Source organism: Synechococcus sp. Cruz-7E5 (assembly GCF_024345995.1).
Taxonomy (GTDB): domain Bacteria; phylum Cyanobacteriota; class Cyanobacteriia; order PCC-6307; family Cyanobiaceae; genus Regnicoccus_A.
This window is the reverse complement of record NZ_JAGQCE010000002.1, coordinates 117859-133482: the sequence shown is the minus strand read 5'-3', so window position 1 is coordinate 133482 and position 15624 is coordinate 117859. Positions and strand designations below refer to the sequence as shown.

Here is a 15624-nt window from a genome sequence, read left to right as displayed (position 1 = left end):
CACCCCGTTCTCCCTTTCCTTCGTCGCCCGTTCGCCCACCCACCATGCGTCGTTCCCTCTCCCTGCTGCTGAGCTCCCTGCTCGTCGCTTCTGCCCTCCTGGTCGCTCCCCAGGCCAGCTGGGCCTACCCGTTCTGGGCCCAGCAGAATTACGCCAGCCCCCGCGAAGCCACCGGCAAGATCGTTTGCGCGAACTGCCACCTGGCCAAGAAGGCCACCCAGGTGGAGGTGCCCCAGGCTGTGATGCCCGACACCGTCTTCAAGGCGGTGGTCAAGATTCCCTACGACACCTCGGTGCAGCAGGTGGGAGCCGACGGCAGCCGTTCCGGCCTGAACGTGGGGGCGGTGGTGATGCTCCCAGATGGCTTCAAGCTCGCTCCTCCTGAGCGACTGAGCGAGGAGCTGAAGGAAGAAACCGCTGGTGTTTACTTCACCCAGTACAGCGACAACGATCCCAACATTCTTCTGGTGGGCCCCCTGCCTGGCGACCAGCACCAGGAGATCGTCTTCCCGATCCTCTCGCCTGATCCCGGCAGCGACAGCTCCATTCACTTCGGCAAGTATTCGATCCACGTTGGGGGCAATCGAGGCCGTGGCCAGGTGTATCCCACTGGTGAGAAGAGCAATAACGGCGTCTTCAACGCTTCCGTGGACGGCACAGTGGCCGCCATCACCCCTGGAGAGAACGGTGCTTCCGTGGTGGAGATCAGCACCGCCGATGGTCAGAGCGTGAGCGAAACCATTCCCGCCGGCCCAACCCTCACCGTGGCGGTGGGTGACAGCGTCAGCGCAGGTGCCCCTATCTCAGATGACCCCAACGTGGGTGGCTTCGGTCAGCTCGATGCTGAAATCGTCCTCCAGAATCCTTTCCGTATCTACGGGATGCTCGCCTTCTTCGCGGCGGTGGCTCTGGCCCAGATCATGCTGGTGCTGAAGAAGAAGCAGGTGGAGAAAGTCCAGGCCGCCGAGGGCATCTGAGCGTTGTTCACCATGCCGTTCGCCTGAGTGCATTCGTTGGAGTTTCTCTCCCCGGCCACTGCCCTGGCTGTTTTCACCTCACCGGGTCCCCTGATTGTTCAGCTGGGCCCCTTTTCCCTGCGCTGGTACGGCCTGCTGATCGCCTTGGCAGTGCTGGTAGGTCTGCTGCTGGCCACCCGGCTGGGCAAGGCCCGAGGCATCGACCCCGCCCTGATCGCTGACCTGCTGCCACTGCTGGTGCTGGCCGCTGTGCTGGGCGCCCGCCTCTATTACGTGTTGCTGGAGTGGCGTCAGTATCAGCTCAACTGGCTGGAGGCGCTGGCCATCTGGCGCGGCGGCATCGCAATCCACGGGGCTCTGATCGCCGGCACCCTTGCGGTGATCGCCTACTGCCGCTGGCGCAAGCTGGCGTTCTGGAACCTGCTGGATGTGCTGGTGCCCTCCGTTGCCCTCGGCCAGGCGATCGGGCGCTGGGGCAATTTCTTCAATTCAGAGGCCTTCGGCCTTCCAACCGACCTCCCCTGGAAGCTCTACATACCCGCCCTCAACAGGCCGGCACAGTTTCTCGATCAGCAGTATTTCCACCCCACATTCCTCTACGAATCCATCTGGAACCTCGCTGTGGTTGCCTTGCTGCTGGCGCTGTTCCGCGCAGGGCTCAAAGGCCGCATCCCCTTGCCGCCCGGCGCCCTGAGCTGCGTCTATCTGGTGAGCTACAGCCTCGGCAGAGTCTGGATTGAGGGGCTGCGCACCGACCCACTCTGTCTTTTCTCCACGCCGCCCTTCTGTGAGGGAGGCCTGCGCATGGCCCAGCTCATGAGCCTGCTGCTGATCACTCTCGGCAGCTTCGGCCTCTGGCGGATCTACGGCCAGGACCGCCCCTTGCCAGACCCGGGCGGTGCTCCACTCCTGCCGCGGAACCCCTCTTGATCGAACCGTCGACCCCAGCGCCAGGTGCCACCAGCCCTGTACTGATAGTGGGTGCAGGCCCCGGCGCCGTCGATCTGATGACCGTGCGGGCAACGCGCGCCGTTGAAGCCGCTGATGTCCTGGTGTGGACGGATTCACTGGTTTCGCCCCAGATCGCCGCCCTGGCCCCAGCGCACTGCGAACGGATCCGCACCAGCACACTCACCCTGGAAGAGGTGATCGATCTGGTGGTGGAGCGGGCACGGTCCGGCTTGCGGGTGGTGCGCCTGCACGATGGCGATCCCTGCCTCTACGGAGCCCTGGCGGAGCAGATCTGCCGCCTGAGCGAATCAGGGCTCGAGGTGGAGGTGGTGCCTGGCCTGAGCGCCTACCAGGCCACCGCCGCCGCTCTCAAGGCCGAGCTCACCATTCCGGGGCTGGTCCAGACCATCGTGCTCAGCCGTGCGGGTGGGCGCACCGGGGTGCCGGAGCGGGAATCACTGGCACACTTGGCTTCCTTGCGGGCTTCCCTCTGCCTGTACCTGAGCGCCCGCCATGTGGAGTCGGTTCAGCAGGAGTTACTGGAGCACTACCCCGCCGACACCCCGGTGGCTATCGGCTACCGGGTGAGCTGGCCGGATCAGTGGCTGCAGGTGGTGCCGCTGGAGCAGATGGCGGCTGTGAGCCGAGAGCGACAGCTGATCCGCACCACCCTGTATGTGGTGAGCCCAGCCTTGGCCGCGCCTGATCAGGCTCGCTCCCGGCTGTACTCCCCGAGCCATGATCACCTGTTCCGGGCTGCAACCGCTTCAGACTCAGCCGAGCCTGAAGCGGTGCAGGCAGCGGGATCAGTGAGCTGAACCGCGGTGTTTTAGGATCAACGGGTGCGGGCGATTAGCACAGCGGTAGCGCACTTCCTTCACACGGAAGGGGTCACTGGTTCGAATCCAGTATCGCCCATTCTTCAGTTCAGGCCGGGGCCGAGGCCCGCCTCTCAGGATCAGGCCGCCACCGGACTGCAGACCAGTTCGGCATGCAGGATGTCCATCACCTCAAGAATCCGGGCTGTTTCGCTGTCAGGTATCTCAAGCTGAGCAGCGAGATCGGAGAGGATCTGTTGTTCCTCGGGCACCAACGGCCCGTCGGAGCGCATGATCTCAGCCGCCACCGCAAAGGCGGTGCGGCGCTCGTGCGGATCGAGTTGCAGAGCCGCGCGGGCCATCAGGATCGGTGCACCATCTCGGCGCAGGTCAGCGAGCAACTGGTCGAACAGCTGAATCATCACCGCATCTCCCATCTGATTGAAGGGCACGCGGTAGTCGAGGGAGTGGCGCAGGGCCCGGGAACCGGCGCGGGTAAGCACCCCATCCCAGGACACGGCGGCAAGGGCCACGGCCACGAAGGCGGTCGGAGAATCCATGGAACTGGCGGCTCGAATGTCCTTCATATGTCATGGCGAAAGCTGGACCAATCATGCGGTCGTCGTCGCTACCGGCTGTCGGATTCCACCAGCAATCGCACCCCTGTTGCCTCCGCCAGGGGCTCGGCGCACCCCTGCAGGCTCCAACGCTCCAGGCTCAGATCCAGGGGTGAGGCCGGCTCGAGCCCGATGCTCAGCTCACTGGTGCTGCAGGCGATCCGCAGGCCCGCCACCGCAGGCGTGGGACGGCGATCGAGGGAAGCGGCCAGCCGCAGAAGCATCGCCATCGCATTGACAGTGCGCCTCTGCTCCCGGCCCGGCAGCAGAAGCCAGGCCTCGTGGCGCTTCTTGGGGAGGCTGCGGCGGTGATAGCGGGCAATCGCCGCCACCATCAGCTGCTCGGTTTCGGAGTAACCGAGCAGGTCGCCATGGCGGATCAGATACCAGCTGTGCTTGTGGTAGGCCCCGATGTTGATGTGCTGGCCCGAGGCATGCAGCATCGCCGCGGCCCAGAGCAGTTGTCGCCCCTCTCCTTCGTCGTGGTGCAGCACCCCGCGACAGCGGTCGTAGAGGCTGAGAGCATGCTGGGCCACCCGATCCGCACGTGCCTGGACGACGCCGTAGCGCTGGGCCAGCTGCAGCACCGTGCGACGGCGGATGCTGCTCTGGTAGGCAAAGCGATCCACGATCAGGTCGTGGCGGAGCATCCAGTCGACGATCAGCCCTTCACGCAAGGCCCGCTCGCTGATCACCATTTCCCCGACCTGCAGCATCGCCATCGCCTGCTGCAGCACCAGCGCCCCCGGCACAATGATCTCAGCGCGGCGCTCATTGATGGCCGGCAAGGAGCGCCGCTGCTCCGGCGTCAGGGTCGTCAGCCGGTTGACCTGCTGATTGATCTGCTCCCGGCTCATGCGGAATCCCTGCAGGCGCAGGGGGGGGCGCTCCTGTTCGGAGGCCACCAGTGCCGCCAGGGCCGTGGCGGTGCCGCTGGTGCCCACCATCACCGGCACCTCCCCCGGCCGCAGCTGACGCTTCACGCGCTCCACAGCCGGCTCCAGGGAACCCTGGATGAACGCCCGCAGGAAGGTGAGCCGGGCTGCCGGCATCGGGTCCTCGCGGATGAAGTCACGCTGCAGTCGCACTGCACCGATGCGGGTGCTGGTGAGTTCACGGGCATCAGCCCCGTCAGCCAGGATCAGCTCGGTGGAGCCACCGCCGATGTCGAGGATCAGGTGGGGGGTGTCACCGAAGGCCATGCCCGAGAGCACCCCGAGATAGATGAGGCGAGCCTCCTCCTGGCCGCTGACCAGATCCACCTCCAGACCCAGTTGCTCCTGGACTGCCTGCACGAACAGTCTTCCGTTGGGCGCCTCCCGCACCGCGCTGGTGGCGGCCGTGAGAATCTGCTCAACGCCGTGGCTCTCGGCCAGCTGACGGCAGTGTCGCAGGGCGATGAAGGCGCGCTCGATCGCCTCGGGGGTGAGGTCTCCCGTTTCGGGATCCCGCTCTCCCAGCCGGGTGGACGACTTCTCCGCCAGCACCAGGCGGAAGCTGCGCAACTCCGGGTCCACCGCCGCGATCAACAGGTGGATGGAGTTCGAGCCGATGTCGATGGCCGCCACATGCCGTAGCCCAGTGCCTGAGCCCTGGCTGACGGGAGCGACCACCGTGACGGCGGGGTCGGGAGGGACCATCGGGCGACCAGCCGGCACTGACCGCGCCACTTTGCCACCGAAGCCCGCAACCATTCGCCCCATGTCGCTGCCCCAGGCATCCCCAGCCCCGAAGCGCCGTAACCTGCGCCGATGAACATCCGCGCCTCCCTGCGGGGTTGGTTCGAGCTGCTGCGCTGGCACAAGCCCAGCGGACGTCTGATCCTGCTGATCCCGGCCGGCTGGGCCCTCTGGCTCACCCCCCAGGCCCCGCCAGCTCCCTACCTGGTGGGCCTGATCGTGGCCGGCGGGCTGGCCGTGAGCGGTGCCGGCTGCGTTGCCAATGACCTCTGGGACCGGCGCATCGATCCACTGGTGGAGCGCACCCGCACGCGCCCCCTGGCCAGTGGCCAGGTGGGCGTGGTCGAGGCGGTGCTGCTGCTGCTGGTCTGTCTGCTGGTCGCGCTGACAGTGGTGCTGGCTCTGCCGGCGCCCAGCCGCGGCCTCTGCCTGACCCTGGCGGTGGCCACCCTGCCAGCGGTGCTGCTCTATCCCTCGGCCAAGCGCTGGTTTGCCTATCCCCAGCTGGTGCTGGCCTTCTGCTGGGGGTTCGCGGTGCTGATCCCCTGGGCCGCAGCCACGGCCGCTCTGGGGGGAGGCTGGCCCCTGCCGCTCGCCTGGCTGGCCACCCTGCTGTGGACCTTCGGCTTCGACACCGTCTACGCCATGGCCGACCGGGCGGATGATGCCGCCCTGGGGGTGCGCAGCAGTGCCCTCAGCCTGGGGGATAGCGCCCCCACCGCTGTGGCCCTCAGCTATGGAGCAGCCGCCCTGCTGCTGGCGATGGCAGCAACCAACGCCGGGGTGAGCTGGATCTTCTGGCCCCTGTGGACCCTCGCCGCCGCAGGCATGCAGCGGGAAGCCCAGCGCCTGCGGGGGCAACCGCCGCGCTCCCGCTACGGGGAGCACTTCAGCCGCCAGGTGCAACTCGGCGCCCTGCTGCTGCTGGCCCTGGTGCTGGGGCGAGGGGCATGAGCGACTGGTTGCCACCCCCCCTGCGGCCGGGGGATCGGGTGAGGCTGGTGGCGGCCAGCTCTGCCCTGGCGGAACGCCAGCGGCTGGAAACGGGCATCGCCGTGCTCGAGAGCTGGGGACTGAAGGTGGAGCTCCCCTTCGCCCCGGAGCGGCGCTGGGGGTATCTGGCCGGCAGGGACCATGAACGTCTTTCCGACCTGCTCCCGGATGGTTCTGCCACCAATGGCGAAACGGCGGCCCTGCTGGCCTGTGTGCGAGGCGGCTGGGGAGCGGCCCGCCTGCTGGAGCAGTCGCTGTCCCTGCCTGAGTGCTGGTTGCTGGGTTTCTCTGATGTGACCTCCCTGCTGCTGGCCCAGCAGGCCCGGGGGCGGCGCGGCGCGGTCCATGGCCCCATGGTCACCACCCTGGCGGCCGAGCCGCCCTGGAGCCAGGATCGCCTGCGCCGGCTGCTCTTCGGGGAAGCGCCGGGAGCGTTGCAGGGAACCCCATGGCGGGGCGGGCGGGCCGAAGGACCACTGCTGGTGGCGAACCTCACCGTCGCCACCCATCTCCTGGGCACGCAGCACCTGCCCGACCTCAGGGGGGCGGTGCTGATCCTGGAAGACGTGGGCGAGGCCCCCTACCGGATCGAGCGCATGCTCACCCACTGGCGCCTCTGCGGCGCGCTGCAGCAGCTGGCCGGGATCGGCTTCGGCAGCTTTCAGGGATGTGAGGAGCCCGACGGTGAGGGGGTATCAGCCGGTGAACGGTTCAGCCTCGAGCAGGTGCTGCGCGAACGCACCGCGGATCTCGGCATCCCCGTGCTCGCAGACCTCCCCGTAGGCCATGAGCCCGGCAACGGCGCCCTGCCCCTGGGGGTGCCCTGCCGCCTGGATGGGGAGTGCGGGGAGCTGAGCCTGCTGCTCTAGGCCCCGCCGCTGCGGGCAGCCAACACCGCCCCGGCGATGACGAGATCAAAGGGGGTGGTGAGCTTGATGTTTGAGGCCGAGGCCTCGATCACCCGCACCGGCCAGCCCAGGCGCTCGAACAAGGAGGCGTCGTCGGTGACGCTCCAGCCCTCGGCCGCTGCCGTGGCATGGCCGAGGAGCAGCTGGGCCAGGGGAAAACCCTGGGGGGTCTGGGCCGCCCAGAGCACCTGGCGATCGGGGGTGTCCTCGATGGAGCCATCGGCCGCCACCCGTTTGATCGTGTCCGACACCGGCACCGCGGCGATCACAGCCTCCCCCCGGGCGGCAGCGGCGGCGCACCGGCTGATCAGCTCCGGCTCAACCAGGCAGCGGGCACCATCGTGGATCAACACCGCTTCAGCGTCTGGAGGCAGAGCAGCCAGACCGAGGCGCACCGACTCCTGGCGGGTGTCCCCGCCCTCGATCCAGTGCACGGGGCACTCAGGCCCCGCAGCCGCCACCACTGCCTCCACCTCCGCCTGATCCCTGCTCTGGCCCACCACCCCGATCCAGCTGATTTCGGGCGTGGCCAGGGCCGCCTCCAGGGTCCATGCCAGGACGGGGCGCCCTGCCACGGGCAGCAGCAGCTTGTTGCGCTCACCGCCCATACGGCGGCCACTGCCTGCAGCGGCGATCAGCAAATGCACAAGGGACTCCCGCGCAGCGGACAAACCAGACCAGATTCATACAATCAGGCCGCCCGCCGCCTTCCAGCCACCGCTCCGATGCGTGTACTTGTACTGATCCCGGGCGGCATGGCAACCCAGCTGCAGGCCGTTCCGGCGGTGGCCGCCGTCGCCAGCCACCTCCATGCCCAGGTGCAGGTTGCCTGCAGCGCTGGGGTGGCTGCTGCCTGGAAGCTGGTACCGGCCGTGGAGAAAGTGCTTGGCTACGGCTTCGATCAGGGGGTGAGCCTGGCCGACTGGGCCAACCTGCTGGGGGGGGTGCGCGAGCCCGATTTCCAGGTCTGCCTGAACCTGGGCAGCGGCTGGCCGATCGATCTGATGCTGTCCCTCGGCCACATCCCCACCCGTATCGCCACAGGGGGCTTCTCAGCAACCACCACCGTCAGCCGCCAGCCGGGTTGGCCCAACCAGACACTCGAGGCCTGGCTGCGGCCGATCGGTGTGCCCCTCGATGCGGCCGGCTACCGCCTCAGCCTGCCCAAAGCCGCCCTGGAGAAGGCGGTGGCTGCCGCGCCGGCAGGCGATGGCCCGCTGCTGCTGCTGGCCCCTGACCCCCAGCCCACGGCGGCGGAACCCGACTGGCCGACCCAGCGCTGGCAGGAGCTGCCGGAGGCGATCCGGACCCGGCTTCCCCAGCTGCGCGTGCAGCAGGCCCGCCGTGATGGCAGCCCCCTTGAGCGGGCCGCCCAGGTGGCCGCCGCCGACGTGGTGCTCAGCCGTGACCCGATCACCACCGAACTGGCCCTGCTCAGCGGCACCCCCCTTGTAGCCCTGGGTCGCAGTCGCGACAGCCTGCCCGTCAGAGCGGGTGTACAAGGACTCGGTCTGGCCTCGTCCCTGCACGAGCTCGATGTTGCTGACGTCCTGCAGGCCCTTGGCCTGGGCTAAGCGTCCACTCATCAACCCCGGGCCCTCGGATGCCTCCACTCACCAGGCGCCGACGCCCCAGGCCTCCCTCATCCCGGATCCGACAACCCTGGCGAACCCCCCTGATCGCCCTGGTGGCCCTGGTGAATTTCTCGGCAGCGGGGTACCGCTTCACCGAGGGCTGGGACTGGGGCGACTGCTACTGGATGGTGCTGGTGATCCTCACCACCCTGGGCTGGAGCGACGGCACCACCCAGCCCCTCTCGGGGGCCGGACGTGTGGTGACCACCCTCTCGATCGCCGGAGGGCTGGTGGTGGTGCAGATGACCATCCAGGGCCTGCTTGGGCTCACCGATTCCGGCTACTTCCGCCGGATGCGCGAACTCCGCTTCCGCCGCTGGCTTCTCACGATGAATGACCATGTGATTCTCTGCGGCTATGGCCGCATCGGCCGGGAGATCGCCGACCAGATCACCGCCGAGGGCGTACCGCTGCTGGTGGTGGAGATGGATCAGACCCGCAAGGATGCCGCCGAGGAGAGCGGCCTTCCCGTGCTTCAGGCCGATGCCACCCTCGATGAAACCCTGCTGGAAGCCGGCATTCACCACTGCCGCAGCCTGGTGGCCGCCCTGCCCAGCAACGCCGCCAATCTCTATGTGGTGCTCAGTGCACGGGGCATCGCCCCCCGCTGCCGCCTGATCGCCCGCTCCGACAGCGATGAGGCGGCGCGCAAACTGCGGCTGGCCGGGGCCGATCAGGTGGTGAGTCCCTACGTGGCCGGCGGGCGCAGCATGGCAGCAACGGCCCTGCGGCCCCTGGCGGTGCAGTTCATGGACCTGCTGGCGGGATCGGAGTGCGAGGTGGAGGAGTTTCAGATCAGCAGCAACGGCCAGCTGCTGGGGGATCTCAACGGCCGCACCCTGGCCGAGCTGGAACTGCGCAAGCGCACCGGTGCCCTGGTGCTGGCCGTGCGCATGCCCGCTCCGAAGGTGAACAACCCATCTGTGTACCGCGGCATCACCAGCACGCCCCTTCCCCCGAAGCTGATTGCCAACCCCAACGGTGATGTGAGGCTGTTGCCGGGCCAGCTGCTGGTGGTGATGGGCAGCAAGGAGGAACTCCAACGCCTCGCCCAGCTGCTGGGCCCAGCCGTGGAGGGGGTCGAAGCGATGACCAACTGAGTACGGCCATGAGGCGCATACGATCACTCCCTCCCTGCTGGCTTGCCGATGACCGGATCCGCTGTTGCCCCACTCACGGGCCAGGTGGCTCTCGTCACCGGAGCCAGCCGTGGCATCGGACGGGCCATCGCCCTTGAGCTGGCCGCCAGCGGAGCGGAGGTGGTGGTGAACTTTGCCGCCTCCGCTGACGCCGCCGATGCGGTGGTGGCGGCCATCACCGCCGCCGGCGGCCGGGCCTGGAGTCACCGCGCCGATGTCTCCCAGGAGGCGGAGGTGGACGCCATGGTCAAGCAGGTGCTGGAGCGCAGCGGCCGACTCGACGTGCTGGTGAACAACGCCGGCATCACCCGTGACGGGCTGCTGATGCGCATGAAGACCACCGACTGGCAGAGCGTGATTGACCTCAACCTCAGCGGCGTCTTCTTCTGCACCCGAGCTGTCTGCCGCACCATGCTCAAGGCCCGCAGCGGCCGGATCATCAACATCACTTCAGTGGTGGGGCTGATGGGCAACCCCGGCCAGGCCAACTACAGCGCCGCCAAGGCCGGGGTGATCGGCTTCACCCGCAGCACTGCCGCCGAGCTGGCCAGCCGTGGGGTCACCGTCAACGCCGTGGCCCCCGGCTTCATCGCCTCCGACATGACCAAGGACCTGGACGTGGAGCGGATCCAGGCGGCCATTCCCCTGGGCCGCCTCGGTCAGCCCGAGGACGTGGCCGGTGTGGTGCGCTTTCTGGCCGCCGATCCCGCCGCGGCCTACATGACCGGCCAGGTGCTGCAGGTGGATGGCGGCTTAGTGATGCGCTGAGGCACGATCACGACTGGATCGGCTGCCCCAGCTCCTCCCGCAAGCGGCGGATTCGCTGCAACAGCCGCAGCCGGCGGCTGCGGGCCGTGATGGTGAGAAAGAGCCGCAGAGGCACGTAAACCAGAGCCATCGCCAGCCCAAGGCCGGCGATGACCAGGAACACCATCAGACTGGCCCCCGAGACCGTGTCGATCGCGGGGTCGGTTAGCGCATCGGCCACCGACGCCGAAAGGCTGGCGCGCAGGTTCTCCTCCATGGAAGGACCCTATCGACAGATGGAGCCGGCCGCAGCGCCCGGGTGGGCGTGCGATTCGGCTTTCCCCACCCGCAGTCCCCTGACTGGGCCACAGCCGCTGTGGGACGCTGAATCCAATTGGGTACGGAGGCCGTACCCATTTCCGCCTGGGAGGTCGCTCCACCCCGGCATCAGCCCTTCTCCACCTCCTCCACGACCGATGGCCAAGCTGATCAGTTTTTCCGACGCCTCCAGGGGCTCGCTCGAGCGGGGGGTGAACGCCTTGGCGGATGCCGTGCGGGTCACGATCGGACCGAAGGGCCGCAACGTGGTGCTGGAGAAGTCCTTCGGGGCACCCGACATCGTCAATGACGGGGTGACGATCGCCAAGGAAATCAGCCTGGAGGATCCTTTCGAGAATGTGGGAGCCCGGCTGATGCAGCAGGTGGCCTCCAAGACCAAGGATCAGGCGGGCGATGGCACCACCACCGCCACGGTGCTGGCCCAGGCACTGGTGCACGAGGGACTCCGCAATGTGGCCGCCGGCGCCAACCCGGTGGGGCTTCGCCGCGGGATGGAGCGGGCCGCCGCCCGGGTGGTGGAGGGCATCGCCGCCCTCTCCCAGCCCGTGGCCGGCGACGCCATCCGTCAGGTGGCCACAGTCAGCTCCGGTGGCGACGAGGAAGTGGGCCGGATGGTGGCCGAAGCCATGGACACGGTGAGCACCGACGGGGTGATCACCGTGGAGGAATCCCGCTCCCTCTCCACGGAGCTGGAGGTCACCGAGGGCATGGCCTTTGATCGGGGCTATTCCTCCCCTTACTTCGTCACCGATGGCGACCGCCAGGTGTGCGAGTACGACAACGCCCTGCTGCTGGTGACAGATCGCAAGATCGGCAGCATCAATGATCTGGTGCCGGTGCTGGAGGCCGTTTCCCGAGCCGGTTCACCCCTGGTGATCCTGGCCGAGGACGTGGAGGGGGAGGCGCTCGCCACCCTTGTGGTCAACAAGAACCGTGGGGTGCTGCAGGTTGCGGCCGTGCGCGCGCCAGGATTCGGCGACCGCCGCAAGGCCATGCTCCAGGACATCGCCATCCTCACAGGCGCCACCCTGATCAGCGAGGACCGGGCCATGACCCTCGAGAAGGTGGCCCTGGCTGATCTCGGCCGCATGCGCAGGATCACGATCAGCAAGGACACCACCACGATCGTGGGCACCGAGGACCACAGCGCCGCCGTGGCCGATCGCGTGGCCTCGATCCGCCGTGAACTGGAAGCCACCGAATCCGAGTACGACCGCGAGAAGCTGAACGAACGCCTGGCCAAGCTGGCTGGCGGAGTGGCCGTCATCAAGGTGGGCGCGCCCACCGAAACCGAGCTGCGCAACCGCAAGCTGCGCATCGAAGACGCCCTCAATGCCACCCGGGCTGCGGTGGAGGAGGGAATCGTGGCGGGCGGTGGATCCACGTTGCTGCAACTGGCCAGCGAACTCGACTCGCTGATCGCCGACCTGAGCGGAGATGAGCGCACCGGCGCTGAGATCGTGCAGCGTTCCCTGTCGGCCCCAGCCCGTCAGATCGCCGAGAATGCCGGCGCCAACGGCTCGGTGGTGGTGGCAGAAGCCCAGCGCCTGGGCAAGGGCTACAACGCCATGACCGGCGCCTACGACGACATGGTGGCCGTCGGCATCCTTGATGCCGCCAAGGTGGTGCGCCTTGCCCTGCAGGACGCCGTTTCAATCGCCGCGATGCTGATCACCACCGAAGTGGTGATCACGGACAAACCGGAACCGCCGGCCCCCGCCGGTGGCGGTGGCGGAATGGACGGCATGGGCGGTATGGGTGGCATGGGAGGGATGGGTGGCATGGGTGGCATGGGTGGCATGGGCATGCCCGGAATGATGTGAGCCTGCCCGCAGGCCGCTGCTTCAGCGGCCTGCGTCCATCCGCCCCACGTAGGCGGCCACCTGCAGATCCACCCCAGTGATTGCGGTGCCAACGACCACGGCGTCCGCTCCAGATTTGATCGCTCTGACCGCCTGGTCTGCCGAAGCGATTCCCCCTTCGCAGATCAGGGCAGTTTCAGGGGGCAGCTGCTGGCGCAAAAGCGGCAGCAGCTCCCAGGCCGGGGGGCGAAGTTCTGCCGTGGCCTCGGTGTAGCCCAGCAGGGTGGTGCCCACCCACTGGCAGCCGAGAGCCGACGCTCGCAGGCCGTTCTCGAGGCTGTCGACATCGGCCATCAGGGGAACCTTCAGATCACGTTGGGCCCGCTCGATCAGGCTCGCCAGTGCCTCCCCCGCCGGGCGGTGCCTGACGGTGGCATCGATGGCCACGATGTCGGCCCCCGCTGCCCATACCGCACGCATCTCCTCCCATCCAGGCGTGATGTACACGGAGCTGTCGGGGTAGACCCGCTTCCAGAGACCCACGATCAGGGCCCCGGGGCAGCGCTGTCTCACGGCACCGATGTGCTCCGGGCTCTCAAGGCGAACTCCGAGCGCACCATTGGCCAGGCTGGCCTCCGCCATCGCGGCGATCACCGAGGGATCACGCATCGGCGACCCCTGGGGGGCCTGGACTGAGACGATCAGGCGACCCTGCAGCGCTCCACGAAGGAGCCTCGAATCAACGGCCACAGTCCTCAGGAGGCCTGACGTTGGTCGTCCTGCTCCAGAGCGTCCGGCAGCCACGAACGCAGTGAGTCGAGGGCGGGATGGCTGGGAGCGGGTGCGGTCGATCCGGGCGCCGGCCGGTTAGACCGAGCACCACGGCCGGAGGAGCTGTTGCGCTCGCCACGCCACCGCCCCTGGTCCTGCCTGGTGGGCTGAGGAGGCTGCTGCAGAGCGAAGGGCGGTGGGGCGATCGGGGCCCGAGGTGCGGGCGGCTGGGACGGAAAAGCGTCAAGGAATGGATGGGGAGGAGCAGAGACATCTGGTGCGGCCTGGTACTCGCCGATCAGCGGCGCCTCAGCTGATGCCGCCGCAGGTTCCACGGGTTTGAAGGCCGATTCATCGTCGTTGCCGAAGGTGCTTGCCACCTCCTCGACACAGTCCTTGAGCAAGCCACGCAGGCGGGAGAAGGGATTACGACGAGGCGGAGCAGGCTTCTCGGGAGCCTGCTCCGCCGGAGCGGAAGCAGCTGGAATGAGGGCCGTCGGAATCGGGATTGCTTCTGCTGAAAGCTCCTCCTTGAGTGGAACCAGGGGTTCAGCCTGGAGTTCAGTCTGAATTTCATTCTGGAACTGAGCCTCCACCGTCGGGAAGGCCTCCAATTGCAGCTCTTCGGGCAGGACTGCGGCCATCACAGGCGGGACGATCGGGGGGGCCAGGGGCCTTTCCGCCAACTCCGACTGCATCGCGAAGATGGCCTGGACGTTGAAGCTGGGCAAGGGTTCGAGTCCGGGAATCGGGCCGAAGGCCTCGGCCAGGGGCGGCAGCGGCTCTGGGGCCGAAGCGGCCGCCGGCTCAAGACCAGAGGGCTCAGCAGCGACGGGCTCAAAGGCAGCAGGTTCAACTTCCGCCACGTCAAGGTGCATCACTTCAGGCTCAACAGCCTCGCCATCGTCAATGGCTGCTGCTGCAGGCTCCAGCTCAGGCTCCGGCTGATGCTGCTGCTGCTTCTCAACCCTGGTCGGCACCAGCCATTCCGCGGGCAGGGGGACTGAATCCTCATCGACAGGGTGAGTGAGCAAGGGCTCCGTCGCCGAGGAGGTCGCGACCGCCTCTGCTGGCTGGGACCAAAGGAGAGCCTGTGTGCCAACTGCAGCAGGGGTTGGGCTCACCAGTTGTTCGCGCCACCAGAGTCGGGCAGTCTCATCAAGAGCCTGGTCCTGGATCAGACTCTCCAGCGCCTCGACCCCATGGCGGTGAGCCCAGCGCAGGGAGTGAGCCGCGAGCAAGGCACCGTCTCGCTGCTCCAGAGCCTCGCGCAGGTCCTGAGGAGAAAGCCTTGTGCTGACCTGGGACATGGCGTCTGCGGCAAGGAGGGAATCGGTGGTGGACACGGGGTGACTCAACTGAGTTTGCGATCCAAAACAGGGCGGATCAGGAGAAAGAGGCCTAGGGCAAGAGCGGCGAGTATGCCCAGACAGGTGAGACCTGTGAGATCGCCGTAGGGGGCTTCCAGGACGACCGCCTGTAGAGAAAAGCTGCCGGCGTAGGCAGCGCGAATGGGCTCAATGGCGAAGGTAAGTGGATTCAGGGCCGCAAGCCAGCCCAGCCAGGTGGGCATGAAAGAAATCGGAGCCAGCGCGGTGCTGGCGAACAACAGGGGCAAGTTGGCCACGAAGATCACCGCGATCAACTCGATGTGACCCGGCAGGGTGAAGGCGAGCCCCAGGCTGAGGGCCGTCACGGCAAACACCAGAAGCAGCAGGGTCACCAGCACCAGCAACAGGCCGGCGCCGCCCGGCCAGCCGTAACCCAGCAGGGAGGCTGTGACCATGATCGCCAGGCTCTGAACCAGGCTGAGGCTGGTGATGTAGAGCACCGAAGCCAACACAATCGAACTGCGGGAGCGCAGCGGGGCCACAAGAAGCCGGTTCAGGAAGCCGAATTCCCGGTCGAACATCACCGGCAGTCCGGCGTTTAATGCCGCACTGAAGGCGGTGAAGACGATCACCCCAGCTCCCAGGAAGCGGCCATAGCTCATGCCATCCGGCAGCAGACCTTCCGGAGCCTTGGCGAAGAGCGCCCCGAACAGCACCAGCCAGATCAGGGGCTGCAGCACCCCCGCCACCAGGGTGGAGGGACGTCGGGCCAGCTGCAGGAACAACCGGCGGGTGAGGGCCAGGGTCTCCTGGCTGAGGTCAGCGAAGGCGGAACGCTGGGCCGGGCCCTGATCGGGCAAGGCGGCGTTGAGCGTCAGGGGCGAAGCGCTGGTCATGGCCGGGGGACGGAAGAAGCGG

The 15624-nt window shown here is 67.6% G+C and carries 16 protein-coding genes and 1 tRNA gene; 10 read left to right on the top strand and 7 right to left on the bottom strand.

Annotation, left to right across the window (positions count from 1 at the left end):
- Nucleotides 1–44: 44 nt before the first annotated feature.
- The 4 genes from petA (at nucleotide 45) to KBY77_RS03375 (ending at nucleotide 2846) form a co-directional block, all read left to right on the top strand.
- Nucleotides 45–977 (top strand): cytochrome f, encoded by a 933-nt coding sequence (gene petA / locus KBY77_RS03390; protein WP_255102185.1) that lies wholly within the window; start codon nucleotides 45–47, stop codon nucleotides 975–977.
- Nucleotides 978–1013: 36 nt separating this feature from the next.
- The gene (gene lgt, locus KBY77_RS03385) at nucleotides 1014–1907 is read left to right on the top strand and encodes a prolipoprotein diacylglyceryl transferase (RefSeq protein WP_255102184.1); all 894 of its coding nucleotides are present in this window, start codon (nucleotides 1014–1016) and stop codon (nucleotides 1905–1907) included.
- Nucleotides 1907–2746, top strand: coding sequence for a precorrin-4 C(11)-methyltransferase (gene cobM / locus KBY77_RS03380; protein WP_255102450.1), 840 nt, complete (start codon nucleotides 1907–1909; stop codon nucleotides 2744–2746). Before lgt ends, cobM begins: the two co-directional genes overlap by 1 nt.
- A 28-nt stretch (nucleotides 2747–2774) precedes the next feature.
- A tRNA-Val gene (locus KBY77_RS03375) sits at nucleotides 2775–2846 on the top strand.
- A gap of 40 nt (nucleotides 2847–2886) precedes the next feature.
- Here the strand turns inward: KBY77_RS03375 and KBY77_RS03370 are convergent.
- Nucleotides 2887–3306 carry a tellurite resistance TerB family protein gene (locus KBY77_RS03370; RefSeq protein ID WP_255102183.1) on the bottom strand — a complete coding sequence of 140 codons (420 nt, stop codon included), beginning with the start codon at nucleotides 3304–3306 and terminating at the stop codon, nucleotides 2887–2889.
- Between the two features lie 68 nt (nucleotides 3307–3374).
- Complete coding sequence (locus tag KBY77_RS03365) at nucleotides 3375–5003, bottom strand: Ppx/GppA phosphatase family protein (RefSeq protein ID WP_255102182.1); 1629 nt, start codon at nucleotides 5001–5003, stop codon at nucleotides 3375–3377.
- Between the two features lie 111 nt (nucleotides 5004–5114).
- Here KBY77_RS03365 and KBY77_RS03360 point away from each other — a divergent pair, with 111 nt between their 5' ends.
- Both KBY77_RS03360 and KBY77_RS03355 read left to right on the top strand, forming a co-directional pair.
- Nucleotides 5115–5996, top strand: a complete 882-nt coding sequence (locus KBY77_RS03360; RefSeq protein ID WP_255102181.1) for a 4-hydroxybenzoate polyprenyltransferase — start codon at nucleotides 5115–5117, stop codon at nucleotides 5994–5996.
- The gene (locus KBY77_RS03355) at nucleotides 5993–6904 is read left to right on the top strand and encodes an LD-carboxypeptidase (protein ID WP_255102180.1); all 912 of its coding nucleotides are present in this window, start codon (nucleotides 5993–5995) and stop codon (nucleotides 6902–6904) included. Before KBY77_RS03360 ends, KBY77_RS03355 begins: the two co-directional genes overlap by 4 nt.
- On the opposite strand, the gene ispD is transcribed toward KBY77_RS03355, so the two are convergent.
- Complete coding sequence (ispD, locus tag KBY77_RS03350) at nucleotides 6901–7590, bottom strand: 2-C-methyl-D-erythritol 4-phosphate cytidylyltransferase (protein ID WP_255102449.1); 690 nt, start codon at nucleotides 7588–7590, stop codon at nucleotides 6901–6903. The two genes, KBY77_RS03355 and ispD, sit on opposite strands and share 4 nt — an antisense overlap.
- A 78-nt stretch (nucleotides 7591–7668) precedes the next feature.
- On the opposite strand from ispD, the gene KBY77_RS03345 reads away from it, so the two are divergent.
- From KBY77_RS03345 to fabG, 3 genes are read left to right on the top strand one after another with little or no spacing between them, the layout of a single operon-like run.
- Nucleotides 7669–8517 (top strand): glycosyltransferase family 9 protein, encoded by an 849-nt coding sequence (locus KBY77_RS03345; RefSeq protein ID WP_255102179.1) that lies wholly within the window; start codon nucleotides 7669–7671, stop codon nucleotides 8515–8517.
- A gap of 29 nt (nucleotides 8518–8546) precedes the next feature.
- Complete coding sequence (locus KBY77_RS03340) at nucleotides 8547–9677, top strand: TrkA family potassium uptake protein (RefSeq protein ID WP_255102178.1); 1131 nt, start codon at nucleotides 8547–8549, stop codon at nucleotides 9675–9677.
- Nucleotides 9678–9725: 48 nt separating this feature from the next.
- Nucleotides 9726–10484: a 3-oxoacyl-[acyl-carrier-protein] reductase gene (gene fabG, locus KBY77_RS03335; RefSeq protein WP_255102177.1), complete on the top strand. Its 759-nt coding sequence runs from the start codon at nucleotides 9726–9728 to the stop codon at nucleotides 10482–10484.
- Nucleotides 10485–10491: 7 nt separating this feature from the next.
- Here the strand turns inward: fabG and KBY77_RS03330 are convergent, their stop codons facing one another.
- The gene (locus KBY77_RS03330) at nucleotides 10492–10740 is read right to left on the bottom strand and encodes a hypothetical protein (RefSeq protein WP_006170298.1); all 249 of its coding nucleotides are present in this window, start codon (nucleotides 10738–10740) and stop codon (nucleotides 10492–10494) included.
- Nucleotides 10741–10939: 199 nt separating this feature from the next.
- Here KBY77_RS03330 and groL point away from each other — a divergent pair, with 199 nt between their 5' ends.
- A complete protein-coding gene (gene groL / locus KBY77_RS03325) occupies nucleotides 10940–12625 on the top strand; it encodes a chaperonin GroEL (RefSeq protein WP_255102176.1) in 1686 nt (561 codons plus the stop codon).
- A gap of 21 nt (nucleotides 12626–12646) precedes the next feature.
- On the opposite strand, the gene KBY77_RS03320 is transcribed toward groL, so the two are convergent.
- Genes KBY77_RS03320 through KBY77_RS03310 form a run of 3 tightly spaced genes read right to left on the bottom strand, consistent with a single transcriptional unit; the run spans nucleotide 12647 to nucleotide 15602 of the window.
- Complete coding sequence (locus KBY77_RS03320) at nucleotides 12647–13354, bottom strand: N-acetylmannosamine-6-phosphate 2-epimerase (protein ID WP_255102175.1); 708 nt, start codon at nucleotides 13352–13354, stop codon at nucleotides 12647–12649.
- 5 nt (nucleotides 13355–13359) lie between these two features.
- Nucleotides 13360–14721, bottom strand: a complete 1362-nt coding sequence (locus tag KBY77_RS03315) for a hypothetical protein (protein ID WP_255102174.1) — start codon at nucleotides 14719–14721, stop codon at nucleotides 13360–13362.
- Between the two features lie 8 nt (nucleotides 14722–14729).
- The gene (locus KBY77_RS03310) at nucleotides 14730–15602 is read right to left on the bottom strand and encodes an ABC transporter permease (protein ID WP_255102173.1); all 873 of its coding nucleotides are present in this window, start codon (nucleotides 15600–15602) and stop codon (nucleotides 14730–14732) included.
- Nucleotides 15603–15624: the final 22 nt, after the last annotated feature.